This window comes from Nakamurella sp. UYEF19 (genome assembly GCF_040546275.1).
Lineage (GTDB): Bacteria > Actinomycetota > Actinomycetes > Mycobacteriales > Nakamurellaceae > Nakamurella.
In genome coordinates this window covers 22,180-40,776 of record NZ_JBEPNO010000012.1, presented here as the reverse complement: position 1 = coordinate 40,776, position 18,597 = coordinate 22,180, and the positions used below count along the sequence as shown (strand labels likewise).

At 66.8% G+C, this 18,597-nt stretch carries 16 protein-coding genes; 5 read left to right on the top strand and 11 right to left on the bottom strand.

Annotation, left to right across the window (positions count from 1 at the left end):
• The first annotated feature begins 243 nt into the window (after positions 1–243).
• Positions 244–2,907 (top strand): bifunctional FO biosynthesis protein CofGH, encoded by a 2,664-nt coding sequence (locus ABIB25_RS16705; protein ID WP_354529723.1) that lies wholly within the window; start codon positions 244–246, stop codon positions 2,905–2,907.
• Positions 2,908–3,025: 118 nt separating this feature from the next.
• On the opposite strand, the gene ABIB25_RS16700 is transcribed toward ABIB25_RS16705, so the two are convergent.
• Positions 3,026–4,321 carry an MFS transporter gene (locus tag ABIB25_RS16700; RefSeq protein ID WP_354529607.1) on the bottom strand — a complete coding sequence of 432 codons (1,296 nt, stop codon included), beginning with the start codon at positions 4,319–4,321 and terminating at the stop codon, positions 3,026–3,028.
• Positions 4,318–4,791 (bottom strand): NUDIX hydrolase, encoded by a 474-nt coding sequence (locus ABIB25_RS16695; protein ID WP_354529606.1) that lies wholly within the window; start codon positions 4,789–4,791, stop codon positions 4,318–4,320. The genes ABIB25_RS16700 and ABIB25_RS16695 overlap by 4 nt, the downstream gene beginning before the upstream one ends.
• A 73-nt stretch (positions 4,792–4,864) precedes the next feature.
• On the opposite strand from ABIB25_RS16695, the gene ABIB25_RS16690 reads away from it, so the two are divergent.
• Positions 4,865–5,365 (top strand): rhodanese-like domain-containing protein, encoded by a 501-nt coding sequence (locus ABIB25_RS16690; RefSeq protein WP_354529604.1) that lies wholly within the window; start codon positions 4,865–4,867, stop codon positions 5,363–5,365.
• Between the two features lie 100 nt (positions 5,366–5,465).
• A complete protein-coding gene (locus ABIB25_RS16685; protein ID WP_354529603.1) occupies positions 5,466–6,476 on the top strand; it encodes a sugar phosphate isomerase/epimerase family protein in 1,011 nt (336 codons plus the stop codon).
• Between the two features lie 64 nt (positions 6,477–6,540).
• Here ABIB25_RS16685 and ABIB25_RS16680 read toward each other — a convergent pair whose 3' ends face one another.
• Complete coding sequence (locus ABIB25_RS16680; protein ID WP_354529602.1) at positions 6,541–7,767, bottom strand: cysteine desulfurase-like protein; 1,227 nt, start codon at positions 7,765–7,767, stop codon at positions 6,541–6,543.
• Positions 7,768–7,946: 179 nt separating this feature from the next.
• Here ABIB25_RS16680 and ABIB25_RS16675 point away from each other — a divergent pair, with 179 nt between their 5' ends.
• Positions 7,947–8,750 (top strand): CoA transferase subunit A, encoded by an 804-nt coding sequence (locus ABIB25_RS16675; protein ID WP_354529601.1) that lies wholly within the window; start codon positions 7,947–7,949, stop codon positions 8,748–8,750.
• A complete protein-coding gene (locus tag ABIB25_RS16670; protein ID WP_354529599.1) occupies positions 8,750–9,397 on the top strand; it encodes a 3-oxoacid CoA-transferase subunit B in 648 nt (215 codons plus the stop codon). The genes ABIB25_RS16675 and ABIB25_RS16670 overlap by 1 nt, the downstream gene beginning before the upstream one ends.
• Positions 9,398–9,426: 29 nt before the next feature.
• Here the strand turns inward: ABIB25_RS16670 and ABIB25_RS16665 are convergent, their stop codons facing one another.
• From ABIB25_RS16665 to hisD, 8 genes are all read right to left on the bottom strand, one after another.
• Positions 9,427–10,530, bottom strand: a complete 1,104-nt coding sequence (locus ABIB25_RS16665; protein WP_354529598.1) for an MBL fold metallo-hydrolase — start codon at positions 10,528–10,530, stop codon at positions 9,427–9,429.
• A gap of 111 nt (positions 10,531–10,641) precedes the next feature.
• Positions 10,642–11,388, bottom strand: coding sequence for a ThuA domain-containing protein (locus tag ABIB25_RS16660; protein ID WP_354529597.1), 747 nt, complete (start codon positions 11,386–11,388; stop codon positions 10,642–10,644).
• Positions 11,385–12,485: a Gfo/Idh/MocA family protein gene (locus ABIB25_RS16655; RefSeq protein ID WP_354529596.1), complete on the bottom strand. Its 1,101-nt coding sequence runs from the start codon at positions 12,483–12,485 to the stop codon at positions 11,385–11,387. The genes ABIB25_RS16660 and ABIB25_RS16655 overlap by 4 nt, the downstream gene beginning before the upstream one ends.
• A 104-nt stretch (positions 12,486–12,589) precedes the next feature.
• Positions 12,590–13,855, bottom strand: a complete 1,266-nt coding sequence (locus ABIB25_RS16650) for a nuclear transport factor 2 family protein (protein ID WP_354529595.1) — start codon at positions 13,853–13,855, stop codon at positions 12,590–12,592.
• 104 nt (positions 13,856–13,959) lie between these two features.
• On the bottom strand, positions 13,960–15,087 hold the full coding sequence (locus ABIB25_RS16645) for an ABC transporter substrate-binding protein (protein WP_354529594.1): 1,128 nt from the start codon (positions 15,085–15,087) through the stop codon (positions 13,960–13,962).
• A 139-nt stretch (positions 15,088–15,226) separates the two neighbouring features.
• On the bottom strand, positions 15,227–16,363 hold the full coding sequence (locus tag ABIB25_RS16640) for an ABC transporter permease (RefSeq protein WP_354529593.1): 1,137 nt from the start codon (positions 16,361–16,363) through the stop codon (positions 15,227–15,229).
• Positions 16,360–17,118, bottom strand: coding sequence for an ATP-binding cassette domain-containing protein (locus tag ABIB25_RS16635; protein WP_354529592.1), 759 nt, complete (start codon positions 17,116–17,118; stop codon positions 16,360–16,362). Before ABIB25_RS16635 ends, ABIB25_RS16640 begins: the two co-directional genes overlap by 4 nt.
• Positions 17,119–17,189: 71 nt before the next feature.
• Positions 17,190–18,530, bottom strand: coding sequence for a histidinol dehydrogenase (gene hisD, locus ABIB25_RS16630; protein ID WP_354529591.1), 1,341 nt, complete (start codon positions 18,528–18,530; stop codon positions 17,190–17,192).
• Positions 18,531–18,597: the final 67 nt, after the last annotated feature.

The window sequence follows — 18,597 nt, the reverse complement described above, 5'->3', positions numbered from 1 at the left end:
GGTGACGGGGTGTGCGGAACATCGGCGCGGTCCGGGAGATCCTCCCGGCAGGGCAAGTCCAGCGTGGTGTCCCTTCGACGGGTCGGACCGGTAGGACACGGGTCGGCCCCGCGAGTCGAGTGGGTGGCGGTCGAAGTCGACCTGCCGTCAGCCGAGGAGTTCGGCCAGAACCTGCATCCAGCCGAACTCCTGCCCAAAGGATCACCCGTGACCGATCTCCCCGACCCCACCGCTGCCGTCCGCATCACCGAAGTCCGCCATGACGAGCCGGCACCCTCTGCCAGCGCCATGCGGCGAGCCCTCCGACGGGCCCGTGACGGAGTGGCCCTCGACGAGGTCGAAGCCGGAGTGCTGTTGCAGGCCAGGGGATCCGACCTGGACGATCTCTGCCGCAGCGCCGCCCGCGTCCGGGACCAGGGGCTGATCTCCGCCGGGCGTCCGGGCGTGATCACCTATTCGAAGAAGGTCTTCATCCCGCTGACCCGGCTCTGCCGGGACCGCTGCCACTACTGCACCTTCGCCACCACTCCCGGCCGCGTCCCGGCGCCATTCCTGTCCGTCGACGAGGTACTGGAGATCGCCGAGGCCGGAAGACTTCTCGGCTGCAAGGAGGCCTTGTTCACCCTCGGAGACCGACCCGAGGACCGGTGGGACGCAGCGAGGACCTGGCTCGACGAGGCCGGGTATTCCTCGACGTTGGACTATGTCCGGGCGCTGTCCATCCGCGTGCTCGAGTCCACCGGTCTGCTCCCCCACCTCAACCCCGGGGTGATGGACTGGCAGGAGATGGCGCGGCTCAAGCCGGTCTCGCCGTCGATGGGCATGATGCTCGAGACCACCTCCCGCGAGATCTTCGAGCAGAAGTCGGGAGCGCACTTCGGTTCCCCCGACAAGGATCCGGCGATCCGGTTGCGCGTCCTGGAGGACGCCGGTCGCTCGTCGATCCCCTTCACCACCGGCATTCTCATCGGGATCGGCGAGACCATCGCCGACCGGGTCGAGTCGCTGTTCGCCATCCGCCGTACGTCGAGGGCCTATCGCGGCATCCAGGAGGTCATCGTCCAGAACTTCCGGGCGAAGGCCGACACCGCCATGGCGAAGCGACCGGACGCGGAGATGGACGAGCTGATCGCCACGGTGGCTGTCGCCAGACTTGTACTGGGGCCATCGGTTCGTCTGCAGGCACCGCCAAACCTCATCGAGGACCAGTTCTCCCGTGTCCTTTCCGCCGGGATCGACGACTGGGGCGGGGTTTCGCCACTCACTCCAGATCACGTCAACCCCGAGCGCCCCTGGCCCCAGATCGAGGATCTCACCGAGAAGACCGCCGAGGCCGGCTTCACCCTCGCCGAGCGGCTGACCATCTACCCGGAGTTCGTCAAGGCCGGCGAACCCTGGCTGGACCCCCGGCTGCGCGCGCACGTCGACGCGCTCGCGGATCCAGTCACGGGACTCGCCCGCCCCGACGTCATCCCGGTCGGCCGCCCCTGGCAGGACCCCGAGGAACCCGCCGGTGGTCCGAACGGTCCCGGCGGCCTGACGTCTTCCGGCCGGACGGATCTGGCCACCTCCATCGACACCGAGGGTCGCACCGCCGATCGCCGCTCCGACTTCCTGGACGTCTACGGCGACTGGGAATCACTGCACTCCCGGATCAGGGCACCTCGCAAGTTCGAATCAGACGTGATGGCTGCACTGCGGATCGCCGAGAGCGATCCCGGATCGCTCGACGGCGCCGCCGCCCTCTCGCTGATGACGGCCACCGGCACCGAGCTCGACGCGGTCTGCGCACTCGCCGACGCCGTCAGGACGGATGTCAACGGGGACGCCGTGACCTACGTCGTCAACCGGAACATCAACTTCACCAACGTCTGCTACACGGGTTGCCGATTCTGTGCTTTCGCACAGCGCCGGACGGATGCCGACGCCTACTCGCTCTCCACCGATGAGGTAGCGCAAAGGGCAAGGGTCGCCTGGGATCTCGGCGCGACCGAGGTCTGCATGCAGGGTGGCATCGATCCCGAGCTGCCCGGCACCGCCTACTTCGACCTGGTCAGGGCGATCAAGGCCGCGGTTCCGCAGATGCACGTGCACGCCTTCTCCCCCATGGAGGTCGTCAACGGCGCCACCCGCGCCAACCTGTCGATCGCCGAGTGGCTCACGGCCGCGAAAGAGGCGGGTCTGGACAGCATTCCGGGAACGGCGGCCGAGATCCTCGACGACGACGTGCGTTGGGTGCTGACCAAGGGCAAACTGCCCACGGCAGCGTGGATCGAGGTCGTCACCACCGCGCACCGACTTGGCATCCCGTCCTCGTCGACGATGATGTACGGGCACGTCGACACTCCGGAACACTGGGTGGCCCATCTGGCTCTGCTGCGCCGGTTGCAGGGCGAGAGCGGCGGTTTCACCGAGTTCGTGCCCCTGCCGTTCATCCACACCAACTCCCCGATCTACCTGGCCGGGCTGGCCAGGGCGGGTACCACCTACGACGAGAACCGCGCGGTCCACGCGATGGCGCGACTGATGCTGCACGGCTCGATCGACAACGTGCAGACGTCCTGGGTGAAACTCGGTGTCGAGGGGACAAGGGCGATGTTGCGCGGCGGGGCCAACGATCTCGGCGGAACCCTGATGGAGGAGACCATCTCGCGGATGGCCGGTTCGGAGTTCGGCTCCTACAAGACGGTCGCCGACATCGAGAGCATCACCACCGAGATCGGCCGGCCGGTGGTCCAGCGCACCACCACCTATGGCCCTGTCGACGCCGAGAGGCACCAGGCGGCCAAGGCTTTCGACGGACTCGCCAAGGCGTCCGCGTCGCCCTCGCCATCCGCGACGATGCCCGCCGCCGTCACCGCGCCCGCCGGCGCCCGATCGCTGCCGCTGTTCGCGGGCCGCTCCTGACCGTGGTTCCGGCCGGTCCTGACCGTGGTTCCGGCGGGGATGCCGGCCGCTCCCGACCGTGGTTCCGGCGGGGATGCCGGCCGCTCCCGACCGTGGTTCCGGCGGCGATGGCGACGGCTCAGACCGACGCCGGATCCGGGGTCGGGGCGGCCATCTCGGTCGGCAGCTTGCGAATCTGGAAGGACACCAGCGCTGCTACCAGGCACATGCCGGCCGCACCGAACCAGGCGATCGTGTAAGCGCCGCTCTCATCGCGGATGACGCCGGCCGCCACCGAGGCCAGCGCTGCACCGACCTGGTGCGAGGCGAAGACCCACCCGAAGACGATGTTGCCCTGGTCCCCGAAAGCCTGGCGGCACAGCGCAACCGTCGGCGGAACGGTGGCCACCCAGTCGAGCCCGTACACGATGACGAAAGCGACGATGCTCGGGTGGATCTGGTCCGAGAGCAGACCGGGCAGCATCATCAGGCCAACGCCGCGCAACGCGTAGTAGACCGCCAGCAGGAGGCGCGGATCAACGCGATCGGTCAGGTAGCCGGATCCGATGGTCCCGACGATGTCGAAGATGCCAACGACCGCAAGGAGTCCGGCTGCGGTGGTCTCGCCCAGTCCATGGTCGTGGGCGGCCGGGATGAAGTGGGTTCCGATCAGACCGTTGGTGGTGGCGCCGCAGATCGCGAACCCGGCGATCAGCGCCCAGAAGGTTCGATGGTGCGAGGCCATCCCGAACACTTTCAGTGCGCGCCGGGCTGAACCCGTGACCGGCGCGGGCTTCTCGACGGCCCCGTCGACCGGCGGAGGGGCACCGAACGCGGTGACGCCCCGGTCTGCCGGATGGTTGTGCAGGAAGATCAGCACCAGCGGCACCACCGCCAGGGCGGCCGCGGCGATGATCAGCGAAGCCAGGCGCCAGCTTCCGTTGACGGTGACCGCGGCCAGGATCGGCAGGAAGATCAATTGGCCGGTGGCGCTACCGGCCGTCAGGATCCCCATCACCAGCCCGCGGCGCCGGACGAACCAGCGCTCTGCGATGGTGGCCGCGAAAACCAGTGCCATCGAGCCGGTCCCGAGGCCCACCAGCACACCCCAGCACAGGATCAACTCCCACTGGTGGCGCACGAACACCGTGAGACCGCTACCCGCGGCCACCAGGATCAGCGCGCAGGAGACAACTCGGCGAATACCGAACCGATCCATCAGGGCCGCGGCAAACGGGGCCGTCAGGCCGAACAGCACCAGGTTGACGCCGACCGCCACCGACAGCAGGGATCTCGACCACCCGAACTCCTCCTGCAGCGGGATCATCAAGACGCTGGGTGCCGCCCGGAACCCGGCCGCCCCCAGCAAGGCGATGAACGCCACGGCGGCGACGAGGACCGCCGGATGGACACCGAGAACCTTGCCCCTGGTCATGAACCCGCCCGACCCGTCCGCTGCACCAGCAGATCCAGGAACGGCACCTGCCCCTTGACGAGCTTGACCCTTGCGTCGTCGATCGTGCACCACTGCGCGCGGTCGACCTCGGGGATCAGCAGGGTGCGGCCGGAGCGGGGTGGCCAGGGGATCTCGATCATGTTGCTGGTGATGGAGTCGGCGTCGAAGTCCCCCTGGCGCGCGAAGACGGTCACGGTCTTCGCCGACGACTGCCGCAGCGAGCCGAGGTCCAGATCCTTACCCGGCGGCGGCGGCGCTCCGAGTTCCTCCGTGAACTCCCGGATGGCGGCGGTCAGCGGTTCCTCGCCCTGCGAGTGCTCGCCCTTCGGAACGGACCAGGCCGCGGCGTCCTTCTTCGCCCAGAACGGGCCACCCATGTGCACCAGGAGAACTTCGACGTCCCCGGCCGATGACGGGCGGTACAGCAGCAGACCTGCGCTCGTCCTCACGTCCTCACCGTGGCTCCACATGCCCATTCTGACATCAACGCCGGCGGGGCCCACCAGCACGTACGTTGAAACCATGCGTCGTCACATCGGAATTCTCGCGGTGCTGTTGCTCCTGGTTGCCAGCGGATGCTCGGCCGGGGCTCCGACTCCTGCGTCGGTCGGCAGCACGGCTCTCAGCACGGGCGTCACCAGGGCGACCACCGCGACCGACGCGATGGGAACGCCGATGTCCGCTGCTGCCACGACCGGTGCCCCGGTGAGCACCCTGGTCGATCCGGCACGCTTCGCTGCGGCCATCGCGGCACCCGGCACGGTCACCATCGACGTGCACATCCCGTTCGAAGGCAGGATCGCCGGCACCGACGACACGATCCCGTACGACGAGATCGCCGAGCAAGCCGCAAAGCTACCCGCTGATCACAACACCGAACTGGCCATCTACTGCCGGACCGGGTCGATGAGCGCGATCGCGGCGGTCACCCTCGCCTCGCTCGGGTATCACCACGTCGTCGAACTGCACGGCGGTATGCAGGCATGGGAAACCGCAGGTCGGACGTTGCTCTCGACCCCCTGAGCACACCCGGACGCCGTCGTGGGAGACCGTGGGGGCCGATGGGGACAACGGACCGGACACCCTGCGGTGCAGCGGTTCACCCGGAGTAGGGTCGCCCTCCATGACCACGCATCCGATCACCCTGTTCACCGGCCAGTGGGCCGACCTGCCGTTCGAGGAGGTGGCAAGGCTCGCATCCGGGTGGGGCTACGACGGCTTGGAGATCGCCTGCTCGGGCGACCACCTGGACGTCGAGCGCGGCGCGGTCGACGACGACTACATCGCGTCCCGCCACGAGATCCTGGACCGGTACGGCCTGAAGGTCTACGCCATCTCGGTGCATCTGCAGGGTCAGGCGGTCTGTGACGACCCGATCGATGCACGCCACCAGGGCATCCTGTCCAGCGGGGTGTGGGGCGACGGCGATCCGGAGGGGGTCCGGCAGCGCGCGGCGGAAGCCGTCAAGAATGGCGCGAGAACCGCTGCGCGGCTGGGCGTCAAGACCGTCATTGGTTTTACCGGGTCCTCGATCTGGAAGTACATCGCCATGTTCCCGCCGGCATCCCAGTCGATGATCGACGCCGGCTACCAGGACTTCGCCGACCGTTGGAATCCGATCCTGGATGTCTTCGACGAGGTCGGGGTTCGGTTCGCCCACGAGGTCCACCCGTCCGAGATCGCCTACGACTACTACTCGACCCAGCGCGCCCTCGAGGCGATCGGGCATCGTCCGGCCTTCGGCATCAACTGGGATCCATCCCACATGGTCTGGCAGGGCATCGATCCGGTGCAGTTCATCTGGGACTTCAAGGACCGGATCTACCACGTCGACTGCAAGGACACCAAGGTCCGCATCCCGGACGGGCGCCGCGGCATCCTCGGATCGCACCTGGGCTGGGCCGACCCCCGTCGTCGATGGGACTTCGTGTCCACCGGCCGCGGCGACGTCGACTGGGAGGACTGCTTCCGGATGCTGACGACCATCGGCTACGAGGGTCCGATCTCCATCGAGTGGGAGGACGCCGGGATGGACCGCCTGCACGGCGCACCCGAAGCGATCAAGTTCATCCGCTCGCAGCTGTTCTCCGCGCCCAGCACGTCCTTCGACGCGGCGTTCTCCAACCAGGGCTGACGGTCGCCCCGGTTGGATGGGCCACGGCTCGTCCAACCGGCGGATCGTCCAGCCGGCGGATCGGTCAGCCGGCGGCGAGGAACTCCCGCAGACCCGAGACCAGTCGGTCGCAGTCGTCCCGGTCGGAGTACGGCGCCAGGCCGACGCGGAGGCCACCGGCGTCACCGAGCCCCATCCAGCGAGACGCCTCGAGGGCGTAGAACGATCCCGACGGCGCGTTGACGCCGCGGTCGGCCAGGAATCGCTGGGCATTCGCGGCGTCCCGTCCGTCGAACGTCATCAGCAACGTCGGTGTGCGGTGCGTCGCGCGGCTCCGCAGAGTGACGCCGGGCAGTGCGGCCAGTTCCTTCTCCAGATCTGCCCGCAGCGCGTCCTCGTAGGCCTGCGCCTTGCCCATGGACGACAGCAGCGCTGCTCGTCGATCGGCCGGCTTCAGGTAGTCGGGATCGACCAACGTTCCGAGTCCGGCGAGGAAGTCAACGGCCGCAGTGGTTCCGGCCAGCATCTCGTACGGCAGGGTACCGAGTTCGTAGCGCTCCGGCACCTGCTCGGAGGACGGCAGCAACTTGTCCGGCTGGAGCCGCTCCAGCAACTCCGGTGACGAGGCAAGCACCCCGCAGTGCGGGCCGAGGAACTTGTACGGCGAGCAGACGTAGAAGTCGGCGCCCATGTCGGCGACGTCCACCGGGGCGTGGGCGGTGAAGTGCACTCCGTCGACGAAGAACAGGGCGCCGGCGCCGTGGACGACGGCGGCAATGGCCGCGATGTCGGGCTCCGTCCCGATCAGGTTCGAGGCCGCCGTCACCGCAACGAGTCTGGTCCGCGCGGTCAGCAGCCGCTCGACGTTCTCGACCGGCAGCTCGCCCGTCCCGGGGTCGAACTCGGCCCACCGGATGACGGCGCCGACGGCCTTCGCGGCCAGCACCCATGGCCGGATGTTCGCATCATGGTCGAGCCTGGTCACCACCACCTCGTCGCCGGGCGCCCAGGTCTTGGCCAGCGTGCGGGCGAAGTCGAAGGTCAGCGACGTCATGCTGCGGCCGAAGACGATGCCGCCGGGATCAGCGCCGAGCAGGTCGGCCATCGCTGCCCGCGCACCGAGCACCACCTCGTCGGCAAAGCGCTCCGCTGCGGTCACCCGTCCACGGTTCGCGATCGCTGCGGTGATGGTGGCGCTCATCGCCTCGCCGACGGCGTCCGGTACCTGGGAACCGCCGGGGCCGTCGAAATGCGCAGCTCCCTGGGTGAGGGCGGGAAAATGCGAGCGGAGAACCTTGACGTCATAGGGCATCGCCCGACGATATCCGCTCGTGCCGTGGTGAGCGTCACCGCGCCCGACGGCTGGACGGCGGCCGTCCGACCTCGGCGACGTCAGGTTCGTGATGAATAATCCAGCAAGCCGAGATCACCCAGCATCATCGAGCGACAGAGTGCTACCAGCGCCGGTAGCAGAGAGCAGGATCCCCAGCGATGAACAAAATCGTGGCCAACGCGGCCGAAGCGATGGCCGACGTACGCGACGGGGCCAGTCTGGCGGTCGGTGGATTCGGGCTGTCCGGCATTCCCTGGATCCTGATCAGCGCGCTGCTCGAGCAGGGCGCCAAGAATCTGACGGTGGTGTCGAACAACTGCGGTGTCGACGGGGCCGGCCTCGGCCTGCTGCTGGAGGCGCACCGCATCGATCGCGTGGTCGCCTCGTACGTCGGCGAGAACAGGGAATTCGCCCGCCAGTACCTCTCCGGTGAACTGCACGTCGAGCTGACCCCGCAGGGCACGCTCGCGGAGCGGCTGCGTGCCGGCGGGTCCGGCATCGGCGGTTTCTACACCCCCACCGGGGTCGGGACGCAGGTATCCGATGGCGGCCTGCCGTGGCGCTATCACCCCGACGGCACCATCGCGGAGGAGTCGGAACCCAAGGAGGTCAGAGACTTCGGTGGCCGGTCGATGGTGCTGGAGGAGGGCATCACCACCGATATCGCGCTGGTGCGGGCCGCGGTCGCCGATGCCGCCGGGAACGCCCGATTCCATGCTGCGGCCCGCAACTTCAACGTGCCTGTCGCGATGGCGGGCGGCATCACCATCCTCGAGGCGGAGAAGATCGTCCCGGTCGGGTCCATCGATCCCGACGACGTGCACCTCCCCGGCATCTTCGTGCAGCGGGTGGTCGCCCTTGATCCGGAAGAGGCCCATACCAAGCGGATCGAGAAGCGCACCATTCGAACCAGACCGGCCGGCCCGCCCGGTACCGGCGCCGCGAACGAGCAGGAGTCCTGATGTCCTGGAACCACGAAGAAATGGCCGCACGTGCGGCGGAGGAACTGGGCGACGGCCTGTACGTCAACCTCGGCATCGGTCTGCCCACGCTGATCCCGAACCATCTCCCGCCGGGGGTCGAGCTCAACCTCCACTCCGAGAACGGCATTCTCGGAGTCGGTCCGTACCCCTATGACGAGGACGTGGACCCGGATCTGATCAACGCCGGCAAGGAGACCGTCACGGTGCTCCCCGGTGCCTCCTACTTCGATTCTGCGACCAGCTTCGCGATGATCAGGGGCGGACACATCGACGTCGCCGTCCTGGGCGGTATGCAGGTGTCGACGTCAGGCGACCTGGCCAACTGGATGATCCCGGGGAAGATGGTCAAGGGCATGGGCGGTGCCATGGACCTGGTGCACGGCGCCAAGAAGGTGATCGTGCTGATGGACCACGTCGCCAAGGGCGGAGCGCCGAAACTCCTGACGGTGTGCGATCTTCCGCTGACCGGCAGCGCCGTCGTCGATCGGGTGATCACCGACCTCTGCGTCCTGGACACCAGGGGCGATTACTTCGAACTGGTGGAACTCGCGCCCGGCGTCGACGTGGAAACCGTCGTCGCCGCCACCGGCGCACCGGTGGCGGTGCCCGAGTCGATCAGTGGCTGACCGTCGATGAAGCACTGGGCGACGACCGGTCAGGCCACGAGGGAGTACTCGATGACGCTGTCGTCGGATCCGTTGGTGGACCTCGCAAGTCGTCCCTGTTCGACCAGGTAGGACAGGTGCGCGATGGTCTCGGCCAGGGCGGCGCGGCGTTGGAAGCCACGCACGGCAGCCCATCCGCGTGACCAGGTCAGCTTCTCCGTCACCTGCCAGGCGCTGGACGGCCCCAGATCACCGACGACGGCGAGGATCTCGTCGCACCGTTCTTGATGATGCCCGAGCAGTTGCGTGATCCGCGTGTCAAGGCCGCGGAACCGCCATTCATGGGCGGGAAGGACCTCGGCGCTGTCCAGGTTCGCGATGCGGCGGAGCGAGTCCAGGTAGGGCTGCAACGGCGGCGCGGCGGTGTGCGGCTGCAGTCCGACGTTGGGGCTGATCCGCGGCAGGACGTGGTCACCGGTCAGCAGCACGTCGTTGTCCTCGTCGTGGAAGCAGAGGTGGCCCGGAGTGTGTCCCGCCGTCCAGATCACGCGGATCGCCCGGCCGGCCAGCGGCAATCGATCACCGTCCTCGAGGAGGACACCTGGCTCGGCCATCGTCCGAAACGTCTCGAGCCCGCTGTCGGACATCATCAACTCGGCACCCACCTCCGGCGAGACGCCCTGCTGCGTGACCCACCGCCGATCGCTGTCCGCCACCGTACCCATCGGATAGGCGTGACGCGGCAACGAGTTCCGCTCGGCCCGGTGCATGGCGATCCACGCGCCGCTCGCCTGCGCCAGGCGGGCGCTCATCCCGTGGTGATCGGGATGGACGTGGGTGATCGCGATCCCGGTGACGGCCTCGACCGACGCACCGGCCGCGGCCAGGCCCGCTTCCAGCGCGGCCCAACCGGGTTCGGTGTCCCAGCCCGGATCGACGACGACCAAACCGTCGTCGCCGAACAGCAGGTAGCACAGGGTGTAGCGGATCGGGTTGTCCGGCACCGGGACCGGGACGGACCACACGTCAGGACGCACCTGCTCGACGGGCGGCCAGCCCTTGGACCACCAGGCGTCGTACTGGAGCTGCCCGGTGACCTCCATACCGTCCGGGATCACCGACGACGACGGAGCCCGCACTGGCTCAGGGCACATGGAGGGTTTCCTCGTTCCGCTCGATCAGATCGGCGGCTCCCAGGTAGTGAGCCTGAGCAACCATCTCATGGCCCGTCGAGCTCGATGTCCGGCGCCTCCGGTCCAGATCCGTCAGGATCGGGCGAACCATTCACGATCGGGGTGACCGACGGACGGTGCGACGCGGGGGACGTCGGGCTGGGCGGCCCAGCGCACGCCGTTCGCCAGCACCTGGTGGATCGCGGGCTGCTGGTAGACCGGGTACTCCTGGTCGCCGGGCGAGAAGTAGAAGATCCGTCCGCGTCCGCGGTGGAACGTCACCCCAGACCGGAAGACCTCGCCACCGGTGAACGAGGAGATGAAGACCAGGTCGTCGGGGTCCGGGATGTCGAAGAATTCGCCGTACATCTCCTGGTGCGGGATCACCAGCGGCTGCGGGATGCCCTGCGCGATCGGATGTGTCGGGTTGACCGTCCAGACGAGTTCGCGCTCCCCCTCGTTGCGCCACAGCAGCGAACAGGTGGTGCCCATCAGGCTGATGAAGATCTTGGAGAAGTGGCCCGAATGTAGGACGAGTAGACCCATGCCGCCCAGCACGTGCTGCTTCACCCGCTCGACGACCTCGTCGGACACCTGCCCGTGCGCGATGTGCCCCCACCACAGCAGCACATCCGTCGAGGCCAGGATCTCCTCGGTGAGCCCGTGTTCGGGGTCCGCGAGCACCGCTGTCCGGATCTGCGCGTCCGGGATCAGCCCGGCCAATCCGGCCGCGATGGCGCCGTGCATGCCGTCCGGATAGTCGGTGGCCATGCTTGCCGGCGCCCCGTTCGACTCGTGAACACCCTCGTTCCACACGGTGATGCGCAAGGGCTGGCTCACAGCTGGACCTCCTTGTTCGTCTTTGCTGAAAGATAGGCTGCGTCGATGATCTCGGCCCGGCTCAGCGCCAGGGATCCGTCGTGGGCCGACCAACCGGCAGGATCTCCCCTGACCACTTCGACGAACTCCTCGACGACCTGACGATGCGCGCGGCCCGGTCCCCCGTCCACCACGCGGTCGGTGTTCTCGCCGTTGGCTTCGGTGAACACCTTGACGGTGCCCCCAGATCCGGCGGTGGTCGCGTCCACCCGCAGCTCGGCACCGCCATCGGTGCCGTAGACGGTGAAATCGATCAGATCCTCCGGGGCACGGTAGCTGGCCCAGCCGGCCTCGATCAGCAATGTGGCACCGCCCTCGAGCCGCAGGAAGGCCGATGCGAAGTCCTCGACCTCGAACTTCGATTTCGAGGTATCTGCGGTGGCCCGTCCGGAACCACCCCGGCCCCTCGGGCCAAGTTCGGAATAGGTGACTGCCGACACCGCAACGACTTTCGGTTCGCCGAGGAGGTAGAGGGCGTAGTCCAGTACGTGAACGCCGATGTCGGCCAGCGGGCCGCCGCCGGCAAGTTCACGGCTGGTGAACCAGCTGCCGAGACCAGGGATACCCGATCGTCGCAGCCAGGACGCCTTCGCGTAGTACGGCCGCCCGAGCTCGCCGGAGACGATGATCTCCTTGAGCTTGCCGATGTCTTCGCGGCGTCGGTGGTTGAACGCGACATCGAGCACCCGGCCGGCTTTCCTGGCCGCCTCGACCATCTTCCGGCCCTCGGCGGCGTCACGGGCGATCGGCTTCTCGCTCAGCACGTGCAGGCCGCGCTCGAGCGCTGCGATGGTGATGGGTGCGTGCAGGAACGTCGGCACCGCCACGCTGACCGCGTCGAGATCGGGAAGAGCGAGGAGCTCCTCCCAGCCCTCGAAGAGGCCAGGCACCGCATGCCGTTCGCCCAGATCGGCCAGCAGTTGTGTCTCCTTGCCGGCCAGGCCGATCACCTCGACCCCGTCGATGGCTTGGTAGGCGTCCAGGTGCTGCTGCCCGGCCCACCCGAGACCGACCACCCCCACCCGCAGACGATCCGACGTTGACGACGATGACGACATACCGCGTTGTTCCTTTCAGGACGACGAAGAACTCTCGGCCCCACCCTAGGCAATCGACCGTCGGTCGCGTCAAACGGCAGGAGGGGTCGACGCGTGCGCCGCGGTCAGGCCAGGAGATCCGTCGGCTCGTCCCTGAGGATCTGCGACATCACTTCCATCTCGTTGAAGAGCGTCCAGTCCTCGACAATCCGGCCGGCCTGGTAGTAGAGCTGGTTGAGCCCCCACATGAAGACTCGTCGATCGGTCGGCTTGCCGTAGAGGCCATACCCGCGATGGGTGCCCGATGCGCTCCAGCGGACCGAGACCGAGTATCCGTCGACGTCGTTGCCCATCCAGTAGATCTCGTCGACCTGCAGCCCGAGGTCCGGGAAGGTCGACATCAACGAGCGGGCAAAAGCTTTCACCTCGCTGCGGCCGTAGCCGGTGCGGTTGGTCGGGCCGTTCCAGCGGACGTTCTGGGCGTAGGCCTTGTCGATGGCGGCGAGGTTCTTACGGTTGAAGACGTCGTGGAACAGCGCGCGCACCTCGTAGTCGACATTGAATGTACTGCGGCCGGAGTCGTCTTTCGGGTATGGCGTCGGCACCTGTCCGCCGACGATCCGTTCGACCTCGGTGGCCTGGAACTCGGTGAGCGGCACGGCGGGCTTCTCGTTGCCCAGCGTGCGGGCCGCCTCCACGAGGTTGATGCCCACCTGCGAGAGCCGGGCACCGGCGTTGTAGAGCACCCATTCCTCGAAGATGGCGTTGTCCCGGGTCACGCAGTTGGCGATCACCCAGAGGTTGATCTTCTTCCCGGTAGGTGGGCCCCATCGCCATGGGCCGGTGTGGTAGCCGACGTTGATCGCGCGATGCGACGTGGCGAAGCCCTGGTCCTCGTCGCCGGCCCAGATCACATCGTCGGCATAGTGTCTCGTCTCGGGGAACGTGTTGATCGCCTGCATCGTCTCCTGAACGACCCGTTCGACGCCGTACTTCATGCCGTTGTCGTCGTACACCCGGCAGCCGGGGGCATACGTGTCGTAGATGTAACCGACGTCCTGGTCGTCCCAGATGCGGGAGGTGTCGCGCAGGATGTAGTCGACGATGTCGACGTAGGTCTCCTCGAAACCGCGCATCGGCTGGCGGCGCTCACCAGGCTGGTGGCCGGGATAGACGGTGCCGTAACCACTTCGCATCGAGATGCTGAAGTCCGGCGGCATGAACCGGGCGTGCGGGGACCCCGGCGTCGCCAGTGCCGACATCGGAGCGGTGCCGCGGACGGCAGGCGGGCTCTGGACCGGGGTGACCGCCGACCCGTTGGTCGCCGTCTTCGACGGCGTGCTGAATCCCGAGGCGGTCGTCGTGGCGGTGGTGCTGTCCTGGTCTGACATGGTGTCCTTCATCGGCAGTCTGGGTGCGGTGACGAGCTCCTGGTGCGGTGTCTCACTTCTTCAGACCCTCGGTCTCACTACGATCCTCGGTTCGATTGCCGGAATCAGCAGTCGACCTTGTAGATGTACTTCTGCGCTTCCGGGGTGTCGACGTTCTCCGGGGTGACCATCAGGAACGGGGTGGCCTGATCCCGCGGGACGGTACCGCCGTTGAGCAGGGTGATCGCGGAGTCGATGCCCAGGATGCCCTCACCGTAGGGGTACTGCACGACGAGGCCGTCGACGGCCTTCTCCTTGGTGGCCTTGATGATCGGATCCGACGTGTCGTAGCCGACCAGTTTCACCGTCCCGGTCTTCCCGGTTTCCCGGATCCCGGTGATCGCACCCTGCGTGTTGTTCGTTTCCATCGTGTAGACGCCCTTGAGGTCAGGGTTGTTGGTGATCGCCGCCGAGACGATGGAGGCGGCCTTGTCCGCGGAGTTCGCGGAGTACTGCACGCCGAGGTTCTTGATGTTCGGGTACTTGGCGGCCAATTCGTCGGAGAATCCCTTGTTGCGGGCGCCGGAGATCAACGATCCGGTGGCGTTGTCGATCATGATCACCGACCCGGCGCCGCCCATCACCGAACCGAGGCGGTCGGCGGCCAGCGCGCCACCCTTGATGTTGTCGGACTGGATGTTGGTGGCCATCACCGAGGTGTCGGTGAGGTCGCCGTCGATGCCGATGATCTTGATGCCGGCGTCCTTGGCCTGCTGCAGCGGCACGATCATCGCCTTCGGGTCGGTGATGGAGATCATGATCGCGTCGGGCTTGGACGCGACCAGCGAGTTGATGATCGCCGTCTGCTTGTCCACCGCGAAGTTCGGGTCGCCCTGCGTAGTGAACGTGACCCCCAGACGTTTGGCTTCTGTCGCGGCCCCGCAGGACACCGACGAGTAGAACGGCACCCCCGTCAGGCCCGGCACGTAGACGATCTTCTTCCCCGCGCCGGCGTTGTCGGCCAACGCCGGCAACCCGCCCGCCGCCGACGACGCCGGTGCACCCGACGCCGCGGTGGAACTCGACGCCGCGGTGGAACTCGACGCCGCGGTGGAACTCGACGTCGCGGTGGAACTCGACGTCGTCGAAGACGCGGCGGTGGAGGAGCCGCAAGCGGCCAGGGTGAGCGCTGCGGCGATAGCCGTTCCGGTCACCAGTGCCGACCTCTTGAAATGCAGGGACTTGCTGGACATGGGGGATGGATCCTTTCTCGCAGGTGGCCCTGGACGAGGTCCAGAATTAACAGGAAGGGCGATGGAGCACGATCAGGGGAAGACGACAGAGAAGGACCCAGGGGGAGCGGTGAACGCTGGGAGAAGACGGCCGTGAAATCTAGGGTTGGTCGCGTCTGGATCGTTTCAACTGATCCAGATACACCGCACCGATCAAAATCAAACCAATCGCGACCTGCTGCCAGAACGCCGACACATTCGTCGACACCAAACCATTGTTGAGCACCGTCGGGATGAACATTCCGATCACACTGCCGATCATCAAACCGATACCACCGAACAACGAGATGCCACCCAACGCCACTCCGGTGATCACCACCAACGAATCAGTACCATGACCACCCACCGTCGTCGTCGTGTACCGGATCAACGACATCATGCCCGCAAACCCCGACAACCCACCCGCAATGCAATACAACTTGATCAGATGACGATCCACATTGATACCGGACCGCCGCGCTGCCTCCGCATTCGAACCGATCACAAACGTATGACGACCGAACCGCGTCAGATGCAACACCAACCCACCGATGACCACCACGACCACCGCCGTCCAGACGATCCACGACAACCCCAACAACTTGCCGGTCGCAATCGAATACGCCGCATCGGGCACATCCCGCACATCCGCGCCGTTCGTCAACAGATACGCCACCCCCAACGCCGCACCGAGCGACCCCAGGGTGGTGATCAACGGCGGCACCCGCAACTTGGTGATCACCCAACCGTTGAACAGACCCCACACCACCCCGGCCAACACCGACACCACCACTCCGACGACGATCGTCCAGGCTCCCTGGCCGCCGATGCCGGACATCACCTTCGCCGCTACCACCTGCCCGAAGACCAACACCGACCCGATCGACAGGTCGAACCCGGCCGCGATCATCACATACGTGACCCCGACGGCCATCACCATCAAGATGGCCGTGTCCATCAGCATGTTCTTCACATTCGCAAAACTGGGGAAGGTGTCCGGGTGCATCGCCGTGAAAAACGCGAACAACACGATCAGTACCCCGAACATCAACAACGGTGAGGACGACAGCAACCTCCGCCGCGCCCGCACCTTCCGCTCCGCCGCGATCCGCGCCGCATCCGCGGCCGACACCACGGTCGGCGCCGACACCCCCACCTTCGACACATCGTTCGGGGTGGACGTCATCGTGTTCGCCTCGGTGTTGCTACCGGTCAGCTCATCAGCCGGCGCCACAGCGGCCTTGTCGAATGCGGTCATGCCCCCACCCCGTCCAACGCACCCGTCATCGCACCGACCAGCATCTCCACATCCACTTCTTTGCTGCGGTACTCCGCGACCCGTCTACCCAGACGCAGCACCTCCACCCGGTCCGCGACCTGCAACACCTCGGACATGTTGTGGGAGATCAGCACCACCGCGACCCCCTGATCGGCGACCCGCCGGATCACCTCCAACACCTTCCGGGTCTGCCGGACACCTAACGCGGCGGTCGGCTCATCCATGAACACCAAACCCTTCGCCCACATCACCGACCGGCAGATCGCCACCGACTGCCGCTGCCCACCCGACAGCGCAGCCACCGGAGCGTCCATGTCCTTCACATCAGTCCCCAGAGAGATGAACGCCTCCTGCGCCCGACGCCGCATCTCTGCCTTGTCGATGATCCCCAGCTTCCCGCGCCAACCTTGCTTGAACAACTCCCGCCCGATGTAGGCGTTCTCCGCCGGCCCCAACTCCGGCGCCAACGCCAAATCCTGAAAAACTGTCTCTATCCCCATATCGCGACAATGGATCGGCGACGTGAACACCATCGGCACCCCCCGAAACAATATCTGACCACCATCAGGCTGCACCACCCCCGACAACGTCTTCACCAACGTCGACTTCCCCGCACCATTATCCCCGATCAACGCCACCACCTCACCCGCAGACACCGAGAAGTCAACCCCACGCAAAACTTCGACATGCCCGTAGTTCTTGACGATCCCCCGAGCTTCCAACAATGGCGTCATACGGATACCCTTCGGTGCGATGGATGGATGTTCGATCGAACGGCTGCGGTGACGGCAGGGGGCTGTACCCGCTATCCGGCGACCGATTCCGGTTGCTCCGCGTAGACAGCCAGTCGCATGGTGGCGGTCGCCCGGTGTGCGGCCATCCCTTCGTAGGAGGAGATGACGTCAACCGGATCGGCCAACTGCGGGGTAGTCGCCCTGGTGACCCGTTGATAGGTCAGGGGTTTGAGGAATCTCGACACCGAGAGGCCGGCGCTGTGCTTGGCCCCGCCGGCGGTCGGCAGGGTGTGGTTGGTGCCGGCCATTCCCTTGTCCGAGTAGGCGACCGTGCTCCACCGGCCGATGAACACCGACCCGTAGTTGCGCAGCCGATCCAGGTAGACGTCGTCGTTCCCGGTCTGCAGTTCCAGATGTTCCGGTGCGAAGTCGTCCATCAGGGCGATGGCGGTGTCGATGTCCTGCGCCCAGGTGACCGAACCGTAGTTCCGCCAGGCCGGGCCCGCGATGTCCTTGGTCGCCAACGTCTCGAGCTGCTTGTCGATCTGCTGGACCACGGCGAGTCCGAGGCTCTCGGAGGTAGTGACCAGCGCTGCGGGTGAGGTCGGTCCGTGCTCGGCCTGCCCGAGGAGATCTGCGGCGACCAGGGCCGGATCGGCGGACTCGTCGGCGATGACGGCGACCTCGGACGGTCCGGCCAGCAGGTCGATGCTCACTGTGCCGAAGAGCTGACGCTTGGCCTCGGCCACGAAAGCATTGCCCGCCCCGACCAACATGTCGACGGGCAGCTCACCGAGCAGGCCGAAGGCCATGGCCGCCAGGGCCTGCACCCCACCCAGCAGGTAGATGCGGTCGGCGCCGGAGATGGCAGCCGAGTACAGCACAGCCGGATCGGCGTGCCCGTCGGCCTGCGGCGGCGTGCAGGCCAGGACGGTATCGACGCCGGCGACCTTGGCCACGTTGACCGTCATGAAGGCGCTGGCCAGGATGGGGAAGCGGCCGGCGGGAAGGTACGCACCGACGCGCTGCACCGGGATGTACTTCTGTCCGGTGATCAGGCCGGGTACCAGCTCGGTCTCGAAGTCGACCAGGTGGGACCTGCTCACCTCGGCGAACTTGCGTGTCCGGCTCGCGCCGATCTCCAGTGCCCGCCGCAGCTCCGGGGTCAGCCGCTCACCGGCCGCCGTGATGCCCGCCGCGGAGATCTCGATGACACCCCCGGTGGGGTGATCCAGCTTGCCCGCGTAGGCCAGAACGGCGTCCATGCCGCCCTTCTCGATGGTGCTGAGCATTTCCGACACCGTCGCGACGACCTTGGGATCACGCTGCTCGGGCGGCCCTGACTCAAGCGGCGTCTTGAGGAATTTGTACTTGCCGGCGAGGTCCGCAAGGACGGGAGGGCTGAGTTGCATACGTATAAAGTAGAGGCACGCTCAGCAGAGGACAAGCCCGAGTACTCCTGTACTTCGCATAGGCTAT